The organism is Streptomyces sp. NPDC051555, from assembly GCF_044454405.1.
In the GTDB taxonomy this organism is placed as follows: Bacteria; Actinomycetota; Actinomycetes; order Streptomycetales; family Streptomycetaceae; genus Streptomyces.
Genome location: NZ_JBITDP010000004.1, coordinates 83944 through 102712, shown reverse-complemented (window position 1 = coordinate 102712; position 18769 = coordinate 83944). Strand labels below are relative to the sequence as shown.

Genomic DNA, 18769 nt, shown 5'->3' with positions numbered 1-18769 from the left:
GTTCAGCATCCCGTTCCGTCATCCGACCGAGAGGCACGAGAGACATGACCGACTCCCGCCCGGGCTTCGCCGACACCGTTCTCAACCCCGCACAGCGCGCCGCGCTCGCGGCCGACGGGAGCGTCGGCGGCGGCAACCTGCTGCGCTCCGCGCTCGCCGCCAGCCCGAGCCCGACGACCCCCTTCGTCCACTCCACCCGGCCGATCACGAATCTGGAGGGGGTGGAGCAGTACGACTACAGCCTCGCGGAGATCGAGCAGCTCGCCCAGTCCTGGTCGGCCTGGTACCTCGGCCAGGGCGTGCAGCCCAAGGACCGGGTCGCGGTCTGGTTCGAGGACTCCTTCGCCTACTCCGTGCACTTCTACGCGATCGCCCAGATCGGTGCGATAGCCGTCCTCATCAACAGCAAGGCGACCCCGGCGATCGCCGAGTCCCTGCTGGAGCAGACCGCCCCGGTCGGTCTGTACGCCGACCGGGCCCGCCTCGACGGTCTCGCCGCGACCAGCACGATCCTGGACGGGCTGGACTGGACCCAGACCGAGGAGGAGCTGCCGGCGCCCCCGGCGGCGCGGCTGGAGCAGGACGCGTACTGGCAGCACGTGGAGGAGGACCCGGTGGTGATCCTGCACTCCTCCGGGACCACGGGTCGCCCCAAGCCGACGATCCACACCCACAAGACCATCGTGGCGGGGCCGCAGTTCCGGCTGGTCGACTTCAAGGAGAACCCGGGCGCGCTGATGCTGACCGCGCTCCCGCAGTCCCACCTGGGCTGCATCGCCTTCACCGTGTACGCGGTGCTGGCCGGGACCCCGGTGGTCGCGCACAGCGACCGCGACGGCGCCGACCTGGCGGCGACGGTGGCCGCGCACCGGCCCACCGCGGTGATGGCCTTCGCGCACTCCTACGCCGAGCTGGCCTCCCTGGAGAGCGCGGACGGCGCCCTGGACAGCGTCAACTCCTGGGTGTCCATCGGTGACGCCGTCCACCAGGCGCACATCAACAAGGTGCTCTCGCTGCGCTCGCCGGAGCTGGACTCGGCGCAGTTCTTCGACCGGCTCGGCACCACCGAGCTCGGCTGGGGCGTGCTGTTGAAGATCCGCACCCGGGACTCGGAGCGCAACGACCGCTGCGCCGGCCAGCCGGTGGGCGTCGCCGAGGTGGCGATCCTGCGCAAGGACGGCAGCCACGCCGACATCGGCGAGGTGGGCTTCCTGGCCGCCCGCGGTCCGGCCATCACCCCCGGCTACTGGGGCGACTCGGCGACCACCTACCGCTACAAGCTGGCGGGGCACTGGCTGCCGGGCGACATGGCCTACAAGGACGCGAACGGCGACTTCTTCCTGGTGGACCGCGCCGCCGACCAGATCCAGACCGCCCAGGGGCCGGCGTACTCGGTGCTCATGGAGGAGGTCCTGCTCAACGACGTGCCCGCCTTCGAGGACGTCGCGGTGGTCGCGGGCGGCGAGGGCGAGGCCGTCGTCCCGGTGGCCGTGGTGACCACGAAGGAGGGCGCGGACGACGTCGAGAAGCTGCTGGTGCGCGCCAACGAGGCGCTGGCCGCGGCCGGGCACCCGACGCTGCGGCTGCTCGAAGTCGCCGCGGACGAGTCGGACTTCCCGGTCGGGGTCACCGGCAAGGTGCTCAAGCGCAAGCTGCGCGAGAAGTACGCCGACCTCGGGTCCTACCTGCTGGGCGGCGACGGCAAGACCCTCGCGGCGGCGGGCTGAGCGCAACCACATGGGACGGCCCTGTCCCGGGCCGGCGAGGGGCGGACCGGGACAGGGCGAGGGGAAGGCAAGCGGAACGGGGCCCGGATCAGGGTCGGTGCGCGAAGGCCGCGGCCACCGCGAGAGCGGTGTCGTTGGCCTCCGGGGTGCCGATCGTGATCCGGACCCCCTCGCCGGGGAAGGCCCGAACGGCCACCCCGGCTTCCGCGCATGCGGCGCCGAACTCCGCGGCGCGAGCGCCGAGCCCGAGCCACAGGAAGTTGGCCTCGCTGACCGCGGGCGCCAGGCCCAGGTCGGTGAGCGCGCGCGCCGTGCGCTCGCGCTCCTTGACCAACTCCTCGACGCGGGCCAGCAGTTCGGACTCGGCGGCCAGCGAGGCCAGCGCCCCGGCCTGGGCGGCGTTGTTCACCCCGAAGGGCACGGCGGCCGCCCGGATCCGCGCGGCGACCGGCTCGTGGGCGACGGCGTAGCCGATCCGCAGGCCCGCGAGACCGTAGGCCTTGGAGAAGGTGCGCACGACGACCAGGTCCGGGCGGCCGGCCAGCAGCGCGACGCCGTCGGCCGACCGGGGGTCGGTGACGAACTCCCGGTAGGCCTCGTCCAGTACGACGAGCACCCCGGCCGGTATCCGGTCCAGGAACCGCTCCAGGTCGACGCCGGGGACGGTGGTGCCGGTCGGGTTGTTCGGATTGCAGACGATGACCACGCGGGTGTGTTCCCCGACGGCCGCGGCCATCGCGTCGAGGTCGTGGACGGCGCCGGGGCCGAGCGGGACGCGCACGCCGGTGCCCCGGGCGATGTCGGTGAGGTGCGGGTACGCCTCGAAGGACGGCCAGGCGTGGAGGACCTCGTCGGTGTCCGCGCGGACGAAGGACTGGAGGAGGTGCTGGAGCACCCCGACCGAGCCGGCGCCGAGGGCGAGTCGACCGGCGGGGACGCCGAGCCGCTCCGCGAGGCGGTCGGTGAGCTCGGTGGCGGCGCGGTCCGGGTAGCGGTTGGCCCGGCCGGCGGCTTCGGCGAGGGCCTCGGCGACCGAGGGCAGCGGCGGGTAGGGGTTCTCGTTGGCGGCGAGCAGGTGCACGGCGGGTTCCTTTCGGGAAGGGGGTACGAACGGTCGGGGCGGGGACGGTCGCGGTCGGGTGGGGCAGGGCTCCCTCAGGACCCCTCAGGACCCCTCGTGCTCGGCGAGGCCCATCAGGTAGCCGAGCTGGAAGCGGTGCTGGGCCCCGAACTCGTCGCGCAGGCATGACACGTGGCCCTGGACCGAGCGCAGGCTGATGCCGAGCCGGCGGGCGATGGCCTTGTCGGAGCGGCCCTCGATGAGCAGCTTGCGGATGGCCCGGCGCAGGTCCGGGATCACCTCGCAGGCGGCGTCCGCGGCGCGGACCGGGCGGAAGGGGTAGGGCTCGGCGCGGTCCCAGGCCTTCTCGAAGACGTCGGCGAGGTAGCCGGTGACGGCCGTGTCGCGGACCAGGACGGCGCGGGAGCGCGCCTCGTCGGCGGGGATGAAGGCCACCTCGCGGTCGATGACGATCATCCGGTCGAAGAGCTCCGGGAGGGTGCGGACCTGCGCGCCGCGGGCCTGTACGCAGCCCACGTACCGCTTGGTGGCCTCGTGGAAGCGCGAACTGTGCTGGTAGAGGGTGCGCATGGCGACGCCGCGGTCGAGGTGGCCGCGGACCGCTTCGTACGCCTCGTCGAGGGTGGCGTCGGGGCGGGGGCCGTCGGGTTGGGCGGTGAGTATCTCGTGGCGGGCCTCGCGCAGTGCGTCGTGGATGGCCCCGGTTATCTCCGAGCCGCCGTGCAGGTAGGCGATGCCGGCGGCCGGTGCGGGTGCGGGTGCGGGCGGGAACGCCGACGTGGCGTGCTCGGCGCTCTCGGCGGCGTACCGGGAGAGGGTGCCGAGGGTGTCGGCCATCCGCAGGAGGGTGTCGAGCGGGTCGATCGTGGAGGTGGCTCCCTGGGTGGTGTTCATGGCGTGGCCTCTCGGGGCGGGGGAGGAACGGTCCGGTCGGGTGGGGCGGACAACGGGCAGGGCCGCGGGGGGATGCAGCATCCCTCCGCGGCCCTCGGTGCGTCTGTGCTCACTCCCCCGGCTCCGGTTCGGGTGCGGCCGGGGCCGTGCGCAGCGCCAGCAGGGCGAGCACGGTGGCCAGGAGGGAGATGGCGCCGACGGCGTACCAGAAGGAGTGGCCGAAGGCGGCGAACAGCCATCCGCCCGCCACCGGGCCGAGGGCGGAACCCAGGCCGAAGGCGAAGTGGAAGCTGCCGAGGTAGTGGCTCTTGAGCGGGGTCGGTGCGATCACGGCCGGGTACGAGAAGATCGCCGGCCCGCCGATGATCTCGCCCAGGGTCCAGACGAGGGTGCCGGTGACGATGACGGCCGGGCCCATCGGCAGCCCGTACAGGGCGACTCCGGCGCCCAGCAGGGCGAAGGCCAGGCCGATGGTGACCCGTACCGGCCAGTCCTGGGTGACTTTGGTGAGGACCAGCTCGAAGGCGATGACGAGCAGGCCGTTGAGGGACACCGCGGCGGTGTACCAGATGAGGCCCAGTCCGGCGGCGGCCACGTCGAGCGGCAGCGTGGAGAGGTACTGGGCGTAGACGGCGGTGTGCAGGACCGTGGCGACGAGGTAGAGGGTGAAGCGACGGTCGCGCAGGACCGCCAGGTAGCTGCCGGCCGGAACCGGTTCGTCGGGTCCGGCGGTCGTGGCCCGGCCCGCGGGCAGGGTGCGCCAGGCCAGCAGGGCGAAGGCCAGGGCGATCAGCGCCTCGCCCCAGAACAGCAGGTGGTAGGAGTCGTGGCCGAGCCGGAAGAGGCCGAAGCCGACGAGCGGCGCGGCCATCGCGCCGAGGTTGAGCCCGAAGCGGTACATGGCGAAGACCATGATCTGCCGGTCCGGGCCCGCGAGTTCGGAGAGCAGGGCCGCCGATGCGGGCCGGAACATCTGACCGGCGAGGCCGGCGAGGACGATCACGGCGAGCAGGGCGGTGTAGTCGGTGAGGTAGAGCAGGGCCGCGGTGAGCACGGCCGAGCCGGCCATGCTCACGGCGGTGGTGTTGCGGGCGCCGAGCCGGGCGGAGAGCGAGCCGCCGATGAGCACGCCGAGGACGGTGCCCGCGCCGTAGCTGCCGAGCGCGAGGGTGGCCCGGCCCGCGGAGTGCCCGAGCGAGGTGAGGTAGAGGACGAGGAAGATGTTGAGGAACCCGCCGAGCCGGTTGATGAACACCCCGGCGAGCAGGGTCTTCACGGCGAGCGGCGCTTCGCTGAAGGTGGCGCGTACGGTGGCCCGCGCGGCCGGGGGTACGGCCGCGCGGGTCCCGTCGGCCGGAGCCGGGGCCGCCGACTGCTGCGGGGCCTCGGCGTCCGGCTGTGGTGCGGTGTGCGTCACGCCCCGGCCACCGCCTCCGGCTCCGGCCCGGCGGGCGAGGTGCGGATGGTGATCGCGGCCCGGACGCGGGCTTCCAGTGCGTCGAGGGCGACGCCGGTGGGGGCGTCGATGAAGAAGTTCGCGACCCGGTCCTCGGAGCTGAGCAGCGGGCCGACCTCCGTGCCCTTCTCCTTCTGGGCGAAGACGGCGCGCAGGGTCGGCGGGTCGTTGGGGCGGCCGACGGGGACCTCGGGCCACAGGTCGCCCTCGCCGGCCCATTCGACGACGGCTCCGGGCCAGTCGACGCTGATCTCGTCGAGGACGCCGGGGTCGTGTTCGAGGTAGACCTGGCGGGCGTGGCGGGCGGGCTTGGGGTATTCGGCGGGCTCCCCGAGGGCGATCTTGATGATCTCCGGCTCCAGCGGGCGGCCGGTGGCCAGGTGGTAGAGGACGGTCAGGCCGTCGCCGGGGGTGCGGGCGGCGATCTCCATCAGCCGGGGGTGGCCGCCGGCGTCCAGGCGCCACTCGGAGTGGGTCATGCCGTCCTTGAAGTCCAGCAGCTTCAGGGTGCAGCGGTTGGCGGCGAGCAGGGTCTTGCGCTCCAGGCCGACCGCGCCGGAGACGGTGTGGGACAGCTCGACGAAGGTGTCGGCGTGGGAGTCGGTGGTCTCCTTGACGGTGACGGACTCGAAGACGACCTTGCCGTGCTGGATCAGGGCCTCGACGGAGAACTCCTGCCCGGGGACCTTCTCCTCGACCAGGATCGTCTCGTGCGCGGGGTAGCCGGCGAGCAGCTCGGTGAGCTGCGCCGCGTCGGCGGCGGTCGCGACGCCCGAGCTGGAGTGCCGGGTGGCGGGCTTGACGACGACGGGGAAGGGCACCGACGAGGGGTCGAAGCCTTCCCGGGCGCCGGGCGGCAGGACCACCGAGGCGGGGTTGAACTCGCCGAGGTGGAGGCGCTGGAGGTACTTGCTGCGGCAGACCCGGCTGGCGCGCAGGCCCGGTCCGGGCAGGCCGAGGGCGTCGGCGATGAGGCCGGTGGGCTCGACGAGGGTCTCGCCGGCCGCGTAGGCGCCGATGATCTCGTACGAGGACTCCCAGGCGCGGACGGCCGCGACGACTCCGGGGGTGAAGGAGCCCTCGCGGTCGACGGAGCCGTCGACGAAGGCGATGTCGGCGATGTCGGCGGCGGGGTGGCCGGGCTCGTTCAGCCCGGCCAGGGCCTGCTCCCGCCACACGGACGGGGTGATGACGAGGATCTTCAGTCCGCGCGCGGCGAGTTCGGTGAGGTAGCGCGGGGCCCGGCAGATCGCCAGGAAGGATCCGGTCAGGAGGAAGGCCGAGGGTCTCCCCGACAACGGCGGCAGGGTCTCGGTCACGGGTGCGGTGCTCATCGCGCGGGCCTCCACAGGTCGGCGGCCAGGAAGGCCATGTCGAGTGCCTGGCCGCGGTTGAGGCGCGGGTCGCAGGCGGTGGTGTAGTTGCGGTCGAGGTCGTCGAGGGTGACCGGGTCGGTGCCGCCGACGCATTCGGTGACGTGGCTGCCGGTGAGTTCCAGGTGCAGGCCGCCGGGGTGGGTGCCCAGCGAGCGGTGGATCTCGACGAACGCCCGGATCTCGGCGGTGATGTCGCCGAGGCTGCGGGTCTTGAAGCCGTTGGGCGCGACCTGGGTGTTGCCGTGCATCGGGTCGCAGACCCACAGCACGTTGGCGCCGGCGGCGGTGACCTTCTCGACCAGGGCGGGCAGGACGGCGTGGATGCGGTCGGCGCCCATGCGGGTGATGAAGGTGAGGCGGCCGCCCTCGCGGTCGGGGTCGAGGATGTCGGTGAGGGTGAGGAGTTCGTCCGCGGTGGCGGTGGGGCCGACCTTGACGCCGATGGGGTTGGCGATGGAGGCGGCGAAGGCGACGTGTCCGCCGTCGAGTTGGCGGGTGCGTTCGCCGATCCACACGAGGTGCCCGGAGCCCGCGTAGCGGCGGCCGGTGGCGGGGTCGGTGCGCACGAGCGGGGTTTCGTAGTCGAGGAGCAGGGCCTCGTGGCTGACGTGGAAGGGCGCCCCTGCGGCGGGGTCGGCGAGGCCGTCGGGTCCGGTGAGTTCGTCGTCGGCGCCCGGCAGCAGTCGGATGCGTTCCAGGGTGCGGGCGGCGGTGCGGTAGGCGGTCTCCATCCGCCAGGGGTCGGGGGCCCGGTCGGCGGTGGTGAAGCCGAGGCCGTTGACGGAGTCGCCCCGGTAGGCGGGGAGTTCGACGCCGCCGCGGGTCTCGGTGGAGCTGGAGCGCGGCTTGGCGTACTGCCCGGCCATCCGGCCCAGCGGTACGACGGGCACGGCGGCGCCGTAGGAGATGATCTCCGCCATCTGGCGCAGGGTGGTGACCGTGCTCTCGGCCTCGCCGAGTGCGCGCGGGCCGAACTCCTCGGCGCAGTGGCCGCCCTGGAGCAGGAGTGCTTCCCCGCGGGCGGCGGCGGCCAGCCGCTCGCGCAGGGCGTCGGCCTCGGAGAGCGGGACGAGGGGTGGTAGTGCGGCGAGCCGGTCGGTGACGGTGGTGAGGGTCTGCGGGTCGGGCCAGTCCGGCTGTTGGGCCGAGTGGAGGGTCCCGCTGGGGGCAGTGATCATCGTGTACTCGCTCCTCGCTTCAGGGCCCGGTCGGTCAGCGGACCGGCCACCCCGGTGTATTGGGCGGGTTCCAGCAGGTCGCGCAGGTGCTCCGGGGTGAGGTCGGTGGTGCCCGAGAGGTGTTCGGACAGGAGGTCGGACAGGGTGGTGTACAGCGGGTCGCCGGTGGCGCGCGCGGCGTCGGTGGCCTCGGTGAGCAGCCGGCGGGCTGCCGCCTTGCCCAGGTGCGGGGCGAGGACGGCGGCGATCCGTTCCGTGACGACGGCGCTGCCGGTGAGGGCCAGGTTGGCGTGCATCCGGACGGGGTCGGGGGTGAGGCCTTCGGCCAGTTCGACGGCGGTGCGGGCGGCCCCGCCGGCCAGGCGCAGGCATTCGCGCAGGGCGTGCCATTCGCTGTGCCAGACACCGGCGGAGCGTTCTTCCTCGGTGACGAGCGCCTGGGCGAGTACGGCGGCCAGCGCGGGGACGGTGAGGGAGGCGGAGCGGATCAGGGTGGCCAGTACGGGGTTGCGCTTGTGCGGCATGGCGGAGGAGGCGCCGCGTCCCGCCGGGGCGGGTTCGGCGGCCTCGGCGGTCTCGGTGCGGACGAGGAGCAGGACGTCGGCGGCGAACTTGCCGAGGGTTCCGGTGGTGTGGGCGAGTACGGCGCCCAGGTCGGCGACCGGGGTGCGCAGCGCGTGCCAGGGCAGCAGGGGCGCGGCGAGGCCGGTCTCGGCGGCGAAGGCGGCGGCGAGCCGGTCGTGGAAGGTGTCGGGGTCGACGCCGCTACCGCTACCGCTGCCGGTGGCGGCGGCGGCGATACGGGCGTACTCCAGGTAGCCGCCGAGGGTTCCGGCGGCTCCGCCGAGGGAGACGGGCAGCCCGCCGTCCAGGAGCAGGTCGATGCGGTGGACGGAGTCGAGCAGCCCGTGCCGCCAGCCCGCCGCCTTGAGTCCGAAGGTGGTGGGTACGGCGTGCAGGGCCAGGGTGCGGCCGGCGATCGGGGTGTCCCGGTGGTCCGCGGCGAGGCGGGCCAGGGCGCCGGCCGCGGCCAGCAGGTCGGCGCGGAGCGGGGCCAGGGTGCGGGCGGCGACCAGCATCATGGCGGTGTCGAGGATGTCCTGGCTGGTGGAGCCGCGGTGGACGTACTCGGCGGCGGCCTCGCCCTCCAGGTGTGCGGTGAGGGCGGTGACCAGGCCGACGACGGGGTTGGCGGTCTCGCGGGCGGCGAGGGCCAGGGCCCGGGCGTCGAAGTGCTCGGCGCGGGCGGCGGCGGTGATCGCCTCGGCGGCGTCCGGGGGGACCGTACCGAGGCGGGCCTGGGCCCGGGCGAGCGCGGCCTCGGCGTCCAGCATGGCCTGGAGCCAGGCGGTGTCCGAGGTCGTGGTCTCGGCCGGGGTGCCGGCCCGTACCGGGGAGAGCAGTCCGACGTCGATGTCGGCGCCGGTGGCGGGTCCGGGGCGGGGCGCGGTCACGGCCGGGGCTCCGCTCCGGTGCCGGAGGCGCTGGCCAGGGGCGCGGTGACCGCGGACAGGGCCAGTGCGGCGTGGGCGATGGCGTCGGAGTCCTCCAGGGTGACCGAGCCGACGCCGGGGCGGATGCCGGCGGCGGTGACCCAGTGGACGGATTCGGTGGGCACCCCGTAGGCGAAGCGGCGGGGGTGCTCGCGGCCCTCGGCGTCGACGAGGCGGTAGGGGCGTTCGGAGACGGCGAGGCCGCCGGTCTCGTACTCGATGCCGCAGGCGCCCAGGATCTTGTAGGGGCGGCACTGGCCGCTCTCCAGCAGCTGGACGAGCAGCGCGTCGGTGGTGCGGCGCAGGTCGGGGTGGGGCAGTCGGGCCTCGATGAGGGCGGTGGTGCGGATGTCGGGGGCGTCGACGCCGGTGGCGGTGGCGACGAAGGCGGGTCCACCCGGGCCGTCGGGGTCGGCCGTGACGCGCAGGCCGGGGCCGGTGAACTCGACGATGCCCGCGGAGGCGAGCGCGATCAGTTCGTCGATGCGGGAGACGGGCGGGCCGATGGAGAGGAAGGCGTTGAGCGGGGTGTACCAGCCTTCGAGTTCGTCGCGGTGCGAGGTGGCTTCGAGGCCGCCGTGGTCGACGGCTATCCGGATCTCGTTGCGCAGGTCGCGCAGGACGTCGAGGGCGGCCTTCAGGGGGCCGCTGACATTGCCCGCGCGGGCTTCGTGGGCGTCGCGCAGCAGGTAGGCGAGCATCCAGCGGCGGAAGTCGTCGCGGCCGGTGAAGCGCAGGTCGCCGTAGGGGCGCGAGAGGCTCTCCCAGTTCCAGCGCTGGCCATCTTCGACGCCCGCTTCGAGCAGCAGGAGGTCTTCGGCGTCCTCGTCGGGGGCGGCGAGGTAGCGGTCGGTGAAGGAGGCCACGGCGGCGGGGTCTTCGCCACGGGCGGCGAGGAGGCGCTCGTAGTAGACGTTCTGGACCTCCTTCTGGATCAGCGGCCAGATGTGGATGCCGAAGTGGATCCAGTCGCCGTCCTTGGCGGCGGCGCGCATCGCGTCGACGCGGGCGACGGTGAGCAGCCGGGGGGCGTAGCGCCCGTCGGGGCCCTTCTCGTTCTCGCCGCGCGCCTGGTAGGGCAGGCCCCGGCGGGACCCGGCGTACATCTTGGGTTCCAGGCCGGAGGGCCGGTAGACGAGCCGGCCGTCCGCCCGGCGCTCGAAGAAGCCGCCGCGGCCGAGGGTGAACAGCGCCATGTAGTCGAAGAAGTTGAGGCCCAGGCCGCGCAGCAGGACGGGGCGGCCGGGGGTGATCGCGGTGAGGTCGGTGTCCGCGGGGTTGGCCGGGCCGGTGTACGAGAGGCCGTACTCGGTGGCGAAGTCGGCGAGCCGCTGCTCTTCGGGCGTGAGCTTGGCGGGCAGGTGGCCCTGGGCCAGGATGACCGCGGACAGGCCCGACAGTCGTACTCCGTCGGCGAGTTCGACGGACTGGGCGCCCCCGGGGATCTCCGAATCGTGCAGGGCGATGGCGCGGGTGCGGTGGACCTGGATGTCCACGTGGGCGGGGGCCGCGTCGAGGGCCTCTTCGAAGGCCCACTGGAGGTAATGGCCGTAGAAGGCGCGGGTGGGGTAGGTGTCGGGGCCCAGTTCGCGGGCCTCGGCGAGGGTCTGGGCGCCGTAGCGCTCCTCGTGCCCGGGGTCGGAGGGGTCCAGGCGGCGGGCCCAGGCGTAGAGGCTGGGGCCCTCCTCGATGGGCCCTTCGATGCGGACGCTGTCGTCGGTGAAGAGGGTGATCTGCGAGGCGACGGTGTTCATCAGCAGGTGGCGGGGCTGCGCGGTGCGCCACACGTTTCCGGCGCCGGGCGGGGCCGGGTCGACGATGTGGACGGTCAGGGCGTCGTGGGCCGGGGACTTGCGCTCCTGGGCGCAGAGCCGTTCGAGGACGGACAAGCCCCGGGGGCCTGCCCCGACAATGCAGATCTGGGCATGGCTGTGCTGCATGGCTGATCCTTCTGTTCGGGCCGCGGATCACGCGGAGGGGATGTTCCAGCCGACGTCGGAGAGTCCGCACCTGGTGCACATGGCCGCTCCTTTCAGTCGCGGATGACGGTCTTGCTGCGCATGAGGAATTCGGCGAGGTAGCCGTCGTGCGGGAGCCCGGGGCCCATCCAGTAGGTGGGGTGGTCGCCGGCGTGGACGTTGCCGATGGAGGGCTCCGCGACGAGGTCGTCGAGGAGGCTTTCGTCCTGGGTGAGGGCGGTGACGACGAGGGAGCCGCGCAGCGGTCCGATCCCGTCCGCGCGGTCCCAGGGGGCCACCCACACGCAGGGGAAGGGGAGTTCGATGCCCGCTTGGGGGGCGTCGGCGCGTTCCAGCTGGTGGACGGCGGGGCGCAGGGCGGCGCTGCCGTCGCCCAGTTCCTCGGCGATGCCGTCGCCGCCGAGCCAGGCCCGGGCGCCCTCGGTGTGGGAGAGCAGGTAGCGCTCGATGGCGAGGGCGCTCTCCAGGGGTTGGACGGGCAGGACCGCCTTGTCGTCCTCGGGTCGCAGGGCGGGGAGCACGGCGAGGCGTTCGGCGAGCTGCTCGGCCAGGGCGGTGGCGGCTTCGACGCCTTCGACCAGGACGGTGGTGGTGTTCACGCAGCCGGTGCCGCCGTGTCCGGCGACGGAGGCGACGACGGTGTCGAGGTGTGCGCGCCAGTCGGTGTCGGCGGTGATCAGGATCTTGCTGCGGCCGGGGCCCTGGAGGTGGACGGCCGGGTTCCCGCCGTACTTGCGGATGACGTCCTCGCCGCCGTAGACCATGGCCCGGTCCACGGCGCGCACGAGGGTGTCGGCTTCGGCGTGTTCGGTGGGCAGCAGCACGATCTGGTCGTCGCCGAAGCCGGCGGTGCGCAGGGCGGTGACCAGCCGGTGCGGGGTGAAGGGTTCGCGGCGGGAGGGGCGGACGGCGACCCGGTAGCCCAGCGCCAGGGCTTCGGGCCACAGGCTGTGGGTGCCGGGGTGGTTGCCGGCGGCCAGGACCGCGAAGGTCTCGCCGCGGCGGGTCCACACGGCGCGGCCGGTGCGGGTGAGCGGGGAGCGCCAGTGCTCGGCGGTGCCGGCCGGGCGGGCCTGGGTGAGGCTGTCGTAGACGCGGGTGAGGCGGGCGGCGATGTTGGTGGTGGTGGCCCGTACGACGGCCAGCGGGACGCCGCCGACGCGGCTGACGGCGCGCTCGTGGACCTCGATGGAGCGGCCGTCGAGCTCGGCGGTGGCGAAGAGCCGCGCGGCGCGCAGGACGGCGGCGATGCGGGCGTCGGCGTCCAGCGGCCGGGCCCGGTGCAGGGCCTTGGCCGCGCGGTCGACGAACAGGGAGGGGACCAGGCTGAGTTCGGCGGCCGGGGCGCCCGAGACATCGGTGACGGTGAGCCGCTTGCGGGCGCGGAAGGAGCCGCGCGGGCCGAGGGCGTCGAGGCGCGGGACGGTGCTCACTAGTAGACCCCCTCGATGACGGGCTCGTCCTCGAAGGTGGCGACGGGGGCGATGTCGGCGACGGCGTCCCCCACGAGGGCACCGTTGGCGGGGAGCCGGGTGGCGAGGTCGCGCTCCAGGTTGTTGGGGAGCAGGAATCCCTTGCTGACGTGGCTGACCAGGACCTGGCCGCGCTCGCCGTAGGCCACCGGTTCGCGGGTGGCGGGGTCGACCACGGAGAAGGTGACGTAGGGGCTCAGCGGGTCGAAGACGCAGGGCTCGTCGTCGGGCAGGCCGGCGCGCTCGCCGGCGAAGCCGAGGATCATCGTGCTGCCGTAGTTCCCGCAGAAGGCGACGTCGGGGAAGATCTCCGTCTTGTACAGGTGGCGGGAGTCGGGGTCGAGCTGGGTGCCGCCCCAGCGGATCGCCTTCACCTTGTGGTTGACCAGCTCGACGAGGTCCTCGCGGCCGGCGAGGCGCTCCAGGACGGACGGGGTGATGGTCAGGACGCCGATGTCCTGGGAGCGCAGCACGAACTCGGCCTGCTCCAGCAGGTGCAGGGCGTAGGCCCCGGCGTCGGCGCCGCGGCCCTGGGCGATGAGCTTCTTCACCCAGCGGGGGTCGAGGTCGATGGTGAAGCCGCGGGCGCCGTGGGTGGTGGCGGAGCGGTGGAAGAACTCGCCGACGATGTGCGGGCCGGTGGGCACGAGGCCGAGCCAGTTCGCGCCGCGCGGGAAGCCGTGGGCGTCGATGTTGGCGTTGGACCACGCCACCATGCGCTCCAGCCAGTCGCGGGTGAGGACGACCCGCTTGGGGGCGCCGGTGGTGCCGCCGCTCTCGAAGACGCCGACGACGTCGGGGCCGGAGCCGTAGCCGCGCGGGATGAGGTCCTCGGCGCGCACGTACCGCAGCTCGCCGGTGACATTGGGGAAGCGCCGCAGGTCCGCGTGGGACTTGATCTCGGTGCGCGGGTCGAAGTCGAGGGTCTCCGCCCGCCGCAGCCAGAACGGCGAACCGGTCTCCGGGTTGAAGTGCCACTCCATCGCGGCCTGGACGAACTCGTCCGGATCGGGCTGCACGTCGTACGGGAGGTCCAGGATCGGGTTGGCGGGCGAGGGCACTGTGCTCTCCTTCGGGCGAGACGGGTGGTGCAGCGGGTACGCCGGCGGGGCCCGGCACGGGGGAATGGACGGCCCCGCCGGCGTACGCGCTGGTCTGGTGGCCCGGGTGGCCGGGCGCGTGCTTCTCAGGTCACGGCTGGACGGGCTAGACGCGGATCAAGGTGGCGCACCAGCGGCCGGTGGAGATCCCGCACAGGGCCACCAGGTCGCCGGGGTTCAGTTCGCCGCTCTCCACCTGGAGTCCGAGCGAGATCAGCTGGTCGGCGCCGCCCATGTGGCCGTGGCCGGGGGCGATGGCCGCGTTGGTGCGTTCCAGCGGGATGCCGAGCGGTCCGGCGACGGCCGCGATGCTGGAGGGGACGTCGTTCAGGTAGATGACGTGGTCGAGGTCGGTGCGCTGGACCCCGGCCCGGCGGCAGGCGCCCTCGATGACCTCGACGAGGCGGGTGTAGCGCTCGCCGATGAAGGTGCGCAGCGCGGCGGGGTTGCCGCCGAACTGCTCGCGCACCTGGTCGTAGGCGGAGGGCGCGTCCGCGCTGGTCCAGCCGACGGGGGGCAGCGGGGTGACCGCGCCGCCGAAGTCGAGGCGCAGCAGGTCGCTGTACTCGGGGTCGGTGAACTGCTCGCTGGCCAGCCACTTGTTGGCGTCGTGGCCGCGCCGGACGACGACGGCGACGGCCGCGTCGGACAGCACGGTGTTGATGACGTTCATCCGGTTGCGGTGGAACTCGCTGACCCGGTTGACGACGACGAGCAGGGCGTACTCGGCTTCGGGCTGCATGGCCAGGGTGGAGGCGACGTAGAAGAGGCCGTTGACCCCGGACCCGCACCCTTCCTGCAGGAGCAGGGTCTGGGTGCGGCCGATCTTCAGTTCCCGGGCCAGTGCGGAGGCGCTGTCCCAGTAGGAGTACTCGGGCATGTCCGTGATCGCGACGACGACCAGGTCGAGGGCGTCGGCGGTGATCCCGGCGCGGGCCAGGGCCTGTTCGGCCGCGCCCCGCGAGAGGTCGGTGCCGGTGACCCCGTCGGCGGCGCGGTGGAAGGTGTGGTAGCCCCACTTGACGACGCGTTCGGGGTCGCTGACGTAGTCGGCCGCGGCGGCGGCGACGCTCTGGTCCTCCCCGAACGCGTAGCCGAAGGAGACGATTCCGATGTCGACCACGGCGGCCTCAGGCTGCTTCCGCGTCGGTGGCGCTGATCCGGGTGATCCGCTCGGTCAGTTCGTCGGCGGCCTCGCCGAGCGGGCGCTCGAAGAGGACCAGCAGGTCGTACTCGATGCCGAAGCGCTCGTGGGCGTAGCGGCCGAGCTGGAGGGCGAGGGCGGAGTGGCCGCCCAGCTCCAGGAAGGTGTCCTCCAGGGTGACGTCGGGCTCTTCGAGGAGCTCGGCGACCCAGGCGAGAGTGGCCTCGCGGACCTCTTCGGGCAGGGCGACGGTGGTCGTGTGGTGCTGGGGGATGCTCATGCGGACTGGCTCCTCTGCTCTTCCCAGATGCGGGCCACCTCGGCCCGATTGACCTTTCCGTTGACGGTGCGCGGCAGGTAGGCCAGCGGCAGCGCCTGGTAGACGGACGGGTGCATGTACGACGGCAGCAGGTCGCGGACGTGGGCCCGCAGGGTGCGGGCGCGCGGGTCCTCGGCGCCCTCGGCGACGACGTAGGCGCAGGCGAGCCGGTCGTCGCCGGGCTTGAAGGTGTGCACCCAGACGATGGCGTCGGCGACGTGCGGGTGGGCCTGGACGGCGAGTTCGATGTCGCTGAGCTCGATGCGGTGGCCGCGGAGCTTGACCTGGAGGTCGGCGCGGCCGCGGTAGACGAAGCGGCCGTCGTGGCGGCGGCTGACCAGGTCTCCGCTGCGGTAGTGGCGCACGCCGTCGACGGTCGGGAAGCGTTCCGCGGTCAGCTCGGGGCGGCCGAGGTAGCCGTCGGCGACCTGCGGTCCGGCCAGCCAGAGCTCGCCCTCCTCGCCGGGGGCGGCTTCGCGGCCGTCCTCGGTGACCACGCGGGCGCTGCCGGAGAGCAGGATGCCGACGGGGAGGTCGTCGCGGTCGAGGTCCTCCTCGGTCACCGGGTGGTAGGTGCTGAGGACGGCGGCCTCGGTGACCCCGTACATGTTGACCAGGGCCGGTTGGGCGAGGCCGAACCGCTTGGACCAGGGGCGCACGGTCTCGGGGGTGAGCTTCTCGCCGCCGAAGATGACGTAGCGCAGCTCGGGCAGGTCGGCGTCCTCGCGCAGCACGATGGTGGTGAGCGCGCCGAAGGCGGTCGGCGTCTGGTTCAGGACGGTGACGCCCTCCTGGCGGATGAAGCGCAGGGTGGCCTCGGGCGAGCGGGCGGTCCCGGCGGGCAGCACCACGACGCGGGCGCCGGTGGACAGCGGGCCCCAGATCTCCCAGACGGAGAAGTCGAAGGAGATGGAGTGGAAGAGCAGCCAGCTGTCGCGCTCGTTGAAGGCGAAGGGCCCGTCCGCGCTGGCCAGCAGGACGGCCGCGGCGCCGTGCGGGACCAGGACGCCCTTGGGGCGGCCGGTGGTCCCGGAGGTGTAGATGATGTAGGCGATGTCGTGCGGGTCCGGGCCGGGTCCGGCGGGCGGGGCGGCGACAGGCCCGTCCAGCAGGGCCGCGAGGGCGTCCTCGGAGAGGACCGGGACGGCGCCGGTGGGGCAGCCGTCGGGGTCGCCGAGGAAGGCGGCCACCGCGCTGTCGGAGACGATGAACTCGTTGCGGGCGGGCGGGTTGCGCACGTCGAGGGGCACGTAGGCGGCGCCCGCCTTCATGACGCCGATCATCGCGGCGATGGCCGTGGCGCCCGGCGGCAGCCGCAGCGCCACCCGGTCCCCACCGCCCACGCCGCGGCGCACGAGCAGGTCGGCGATGGCGTTCGCCCAGCCGTCGAGGAGGCGGTAGGTGTAGGAGATCCCGTCGGCCGATATCGCGGTGTGCTCCGGGAAGCGCGCGACGGACCCGGCGAGGAGGTCGGTGAGCGTGCGGTAGTCGGTGGCGCGTTCGGTGTGCGGCGGGCCGATGGTGGCGATGGTCATGGCGGGCTCCGGGCTCCGGGGTGCGGACGGACTGGGCTGGTGGGTTCGCTCGGTCAGGCGTGCTTCACGGCGCGGGCGAAGCGGACGATGCGTTCGGCCTGGGCGCGGGCGGCGTTGCGGGTGGTGTCGTCCACGGGCCGGGACCCCTTGCCGCCGGACCAGTGGGCCGTGCCGTAGGGGTTGCCGTCGGTGAACTTGTCGGGGTGCGTGTAGCCGGGGGCGACGACGATGCCGCCGAAGTGGTGGAAGGAGGCGGTCAGGGCCAGCAGGGTGGACTCCTGGCCGCCGTGCGGGCTGGCGGTGGAGGTGAAGCCGCCGTAGACCTTGTCGGCGAGCAGGCCCTTGCTCCAGGCCGGGCCGAGGGAGTCGAGGAACTGCTTGAGCTGGGCGGAGACGTTGCCGAAGCGGGTGGGCGAGCCGAAGAGGACCGCGTCGGCCCACAGCAGGTCGTCGGGGGTGGCCACCGGGACGGTCGCGGTCTCGGCGGCGTGCCGGGCCCAGACCGGGTTGGCGTCGATCGCGGACTGCTGGGCGAGTTCGGCGACCTTGCGCAGGCGGACCTCGGCGCCCGCCTTCTCGGCGGTCTCGGCGATCTCCCGGGCGATCTCGGTGACGTGTCCGGTGGCCGAGTAGTAGATCACGGCGACGTTCACGGCGAGGCGGCCCTGGTCGGTGGGCGCGGCGGCGGGTGCGGTGGTGGGCGCTGCGGTGGTCACGGCGTACGGCTCCTCGGCTCGAAGGTTCACCAGTCGGCGATGTGGCAGGCGCTGAAGTCCTGCTCGGCCCGGGACGCGTTGGGCGTGGGCCGGGCGAAGGCGCGGTTGTAGTAGACGAGCGGGGTGCGGTCGCTCGTGTACGTCTCCTCGACGCAGCCGAGGAGGATGGTGTGGTCCCCCGCGTCGACCGCCGAGTGCATGGAGCAGGCGACGCGTACGCCGGCCGTCTGCAGGCCGGGCAGGCCCATCTCGCAGGTCTCCATGTCCCCGGCGGCGAAGCGGTCGATGCCGGAGGTCGCGAAGCGGCGGGCGACGGCGTGCTGTTCCTCGGTGAGGACGTTGATCAGGAAGTGCCGCGCGGTGGCGAACGCGGCGTGCGTGCTGGCGCCCTTGTCCAGACAGACCGAGACGAGCGGCGGATCGAGGGAGACGGAGCTGAACGAGCTGGCGGTGAAGCCCCAACGTTCGCCCTCGCCGTCGATCGTGGTCACCACCGTCACCGGGCCGGGTACGCGGGCCATCGTGCCGGTGAGCTGGGAGCGCTCCATCGCACGGTCCTTCCTTTCCGGTCGGGTCTCTTCGAATCGGTGTTGGGGTCGGTGCGGGGCCGGTCAGGGCTGGAGGCGGCTGGTGTGCCAGTCGCAGCCGAGGCGGGTGTAGGAGAGCCGGCGGTGCAGCCGGTCGGAGGCGGCGTTCCAGAACTCGACCTCGGCGGGCTCCAGCAGGTAGCCGGTGAACCGGTCGGGGCGGGGCAGAGGCTGCCCGCCCTCGGCCAGTGACCACGCCCGCTCGCGGAGCGCGTCCAGGTCGGCGGCCGGGTCGCTCTGGTGGGAGACGGTGGTCATCGAGTGCAGCGGGGTGGGGCGGGCCGCCCACAGCTCGTCCGATTCGGCCGCCGACAGGGCGGTGACCGGGCCGGAGAGGATGAGCTGCTGGCCGGTCTCGCGCCAGTACAGGACGCCGGACGCCCAGCAGTTGTCGGCGAGTTCGCGGCCCTTGCGGCTGGTGCTGTGGGTGGTGAAGACGAAGCCGCGCTCGGTCTCCCGGGCGATGGTGACGATCCGGTTGGAGGCGTGGCCCATCCGGGTGGCGGTGGCCAGGGCCAGCGAGCGGGGCTCGCGGACCCCGCGCCGGACGGCTTCGGCGATCCACTGCCGGGCCAGGGCGAGGGGTTCGGCGGGCGGGGCGTCGTACTCGAGGAAGGGGAGGTCGGTGGCGCCGGTCAGGGACTCGTACTTGCTGGTGTCCAGGCCCGCCCGGACGGCGGGGCTCGTCGAAGTGCTCATGGCCGCTGCTGCT

16 protein-coding genes are annotated in these 18769 nt (G+C 73.5%); 1 reads left to right on the top strand and 15 read right to left on the bottom strand.

Annotation, left to right across the window (positions count from 1 at the left end; translation table 11 throughout):
* Nucleotides 1-44: 44 nt before the first annotated feature.
* Nucleotides 45-1727: a class I adenylate-forming enzyme family protein gene (locus ACIBEA_RS11540; RefSeq protein WP_399259632.1), complete on the top strand. Its 1683-nt coding sequence runs from the start codon at nucleotides 45-47 to the stop codon at nucleotides 1725-1727.
* Nucleotides 1728-1815: 88 nt separating this feature from the next.
* Here the strand turns inward: ACIBEA_RS11540 and ACIBEA_RS11535 are convergent, their stop codons facing one another.
* The 15 genes from ACIBEA_RS11535 to phzG form a co-directional block, all read right to left on the bottom strand.
* The gene (locus ACIBEA_RS11535; protein WP_399260125.1) at nucleotides 1816-2886 is read right to left on the bottom strand and encodes a histidinol-phosphate transaminase; all 1071 of its coding nucleotides are present in this window, start codon (nucleotides 2884-2886) and stop codon (nucleotides 1816-1818) included.
* Nucleotides 2887-2892: 6 nt separating this feature from the next.
* Complete coding sequence (locus tag ACIBEA_RS11530) at nucleotides 2893-3702, bottom strand: LuxR family transcriptional regulator (protein WP_399259631.1); 810 nt, start codon at nucleotides 3700-3702, stop codon at nucleotides 2893-2895.
* Between the two features lie 109 nt (nucleotides 3703-3811).
* Nucleotides 3812-5119, bottom strand: coding sequence for an MFS transporter (locus ACIBEA_RS11525; protein WP_399259630.1), 1308 nt, complete (start codon nucleotides 5117-5119; stop codon nucleotides 3812-3814).
* Nucleotides 5116-6492 carry an acetyl-CoA carboxylase biotin carboxylase subunit family protein gene (locus tag ACIBEA_RS11520; protein WP_399259629.1) on the bottom strand — a complete coding sequence of 459 codons (1377 nt, stop codon included), beginning with the start codon at nucleotides 6490-6492 and terminating at the stop codon, nucleotides 5116-5118. Before ACIBEA_RS11520 ends, ACIBEA_RS11525 begins: the two co-directional genes overlap by 4 nt.
* A complete protein-coding gene (locus ACIBEA_RS11515) occupies nucleotides 6489-7712 on the bottom strand; it encodes a 3-deoxy-7-phosphoheptulonate synthase class II (protein ID WP_399259628.1) in 1224 nt (407 codons plus the stop codon). Before ACIBEA_RS11515 ends, ACIBEA_RS11520 begins: the two co-directional genes overlap by 4 nt.
* Nucleotides 7709-9166, bottom strand: coding sequence for a lyase family protein (locus ACIBEA_RS11510; RefSeq protein ID WP_399259627.1), 1458 nt, complete (start codon nucleotides 9164-9166; stop codon nucleotides 7709-7711). Before ACIBEA_RS11510 ends, ACIBEA_RS11515 begins: the two co-directional genes overlap by 4 nt.
* Nucleotides 9163-11145: an FAD/NAD(P)-binding protein gene (locus ACIBEA_RS11505; protein WP_399259626.1), complete on the bottom strand. Its 1983-nt coding sequence runs from the start codon at nucleotides 11143-11145 to the stop codon at nucleotides 9163-9165. The genes ACIBEA_RS11510 and ACIBEA_RS11505 overlap by 4 nt, the downstream gene beginning before the upstream one ends.
* Before the next feature lie 92 nt (nucleotides 11146-11237).
* Nucleotides 11238-12617, bottom strand: a complete 1380-nt coding sequence (locus ACIBEA_RS11500; RefSeq protein WP_399259625.1) for an aldehyde dehydrogenase family protein — start codon at nucleotides 12615-12617, stop codon at nucleotides 11238-11240.
* Nucleotides 12617-13717, bottom strand: a complete 1101-nt coding sequence (locus ACIBEA_RS11495; protein ID WP_399259624.1) for a phenazine antibiotic biosynthesis protein — start codon at nucleotides 13715-13717, stop codon at nucleotides 12617-12619. The genes ACIBEA_RS11500 and ACIBEA_RS11495 overlap by 1 nt, the downstream gene beginning before the upstream one ends.
* A 145-nt stretch (nucleotides 13718-13862) precedes the next feature.
* Nucleotides 13863-14879, bottom strand: a complete 1017-nt coding sequence (locus tag ACIBEA_RS11490; protein WP_399259623.1) for a 3-oxoacyl-ACP synthase III family protein — start codon at nucleotides 14877-14879, stop codon at nucleotides 13863-13865.
* 7 nt (nucleotides 14880-14886) lie between these two features.
* The gene (locus tag ACIBEA_RS11485) at nucleotides 14887-15180 is read right to left on the bottom strand and encodes a phosphopantetheine-binding protein (RefSeq protein ID WP_399259622.1); all 294 of its coding nucleotides are present in this window, start codon (nucleotides 15178-15180) and stop codon (nucleotides 14887-14889) included.
* Nucleotides 15177-16754, bottom strand: coding sequence for an amino acid adenylation domain-containing protein (locus ACIBEA_RS11480; RefSeq protein WP_399259621.1), 1578 nt, complete (start codon nucleotides 16752-16754; stop codon nucleotides 15177-15179). The genes ACIBEA_RS11485 and ACIBEA_RS11480 overlap by 4 nt, the downstream gene beginning before the upstream one ends.
* Nucleotides 16755-16807: 53 nt before the next feature.
* The gene (gene wrbA, locus ACIBEA_RS11475) at nucleotides 16808-17407 is read right to left on the bottom strand and encodes an NAD(P)H:quinone oxidoreductase (RefSeq protein ID WP_399260123.1); all 600 of its coding nucleotides are present in this window, start codon (nucleotides 17405-17407) and stop codon (nucleotides 16808-16810) included.
* Nucleotides 17408-17496: 89 nt separating this feature from the next.
* Nucleotides 17497-18018, bottom strand: a complete 522-nt coding sequence (locus ACIBEA_RS11470; protein ID WP_399259620.1) for a flavin reductase family protein — start codon at nucleotides 18016-18018, stop codon at nucleotides 17497-17499.
* A 63-nt stretch (nucleotides 18019-18081) separates the two neighbouring features.
* Complete coding sequence (gene phzG / locus ACIBEA_RS11465; RefSeq protein ID WP_399259619.1) at nucleotides 18082-18756, bottom strand: phenazine biosynthesis FMN-dependent oxidase PhzG; 675 nt, start codon at nucleotides 18754-18756, stop codon at nucleotides 18082-18084.
* Nucleotides 18757-18769 lie beyond the last annotated feature (13 nt).

Excerpts from the sequence above, each read along its gene's own strand:
- ACIBEA_RS11540 (WP_399259632.1), top strand. The coding sequence starts at position 45 with ATGACCGACTCCCGCCCGGGCTTCGCCGACACCGTTCTCAACCCCGCA.
- ACIBEA_RS11530 (WP_399259631.1), bottom strand. The coding sequence starts at position 3,702 with ATGAACACCACCCAGGGAGCCACCTCCACGATCGACCCGCTCGACACC.
- ACIBEA_RS11520 (WP_399259629.1), bottom strand. The coding sequence starts at position 6,492 with ATGAGCACCGCACCCGTGACCGAGACCCTGCCGCCGTTGTCGGGGAGA.
- ACIBEA_RS11515 (WP_399259628.1), bottom strand. The coding sequence starts at position 7,712 with ATGATCACTGCCCCCAGCGGGACCCTCCACTCGGCCCAACAGCCGGAC.
- ACIBEA_RS11505 (WP_399259626.1), bottom strand. The coding sequence starts at position 11,145 with ATGCAGCACAGCCATGCCCAGATCTGCATTGTCGGGGCAGGCCCCCGG.
- ACIBEA_RS11485 (WP_399259622.1), bottom strand. The coding sequence starts at position 15,180 with ATGAGCATCCCCCAGCACCACACGACCACCGTCGCCCTGCCCGAAGAG.
- ACIBEA_RS11480 (WP_399259621.1), bottom strand. The coding sequence starts at position 16,754 with ATGACCATCGCCACCATCGGCCCGCCGCACACCGAACGCGCCACCGAC.
- ACIBEA_RS11470 (WP_399259620.1), bottom strand. The coding sequence starts at position 18,018 with ATGGAGCGCTCCCAGCTCACCGGCACGATGGCCCGCGTACCCGGCCCG.
- phzG (WP_399259619.1), bottom strand. The coding sequence starts at position 18,756 with ATGAGCACTTCGACGAGCCCCGCCGTCCGGGCGGGCCTGGACACCAGC.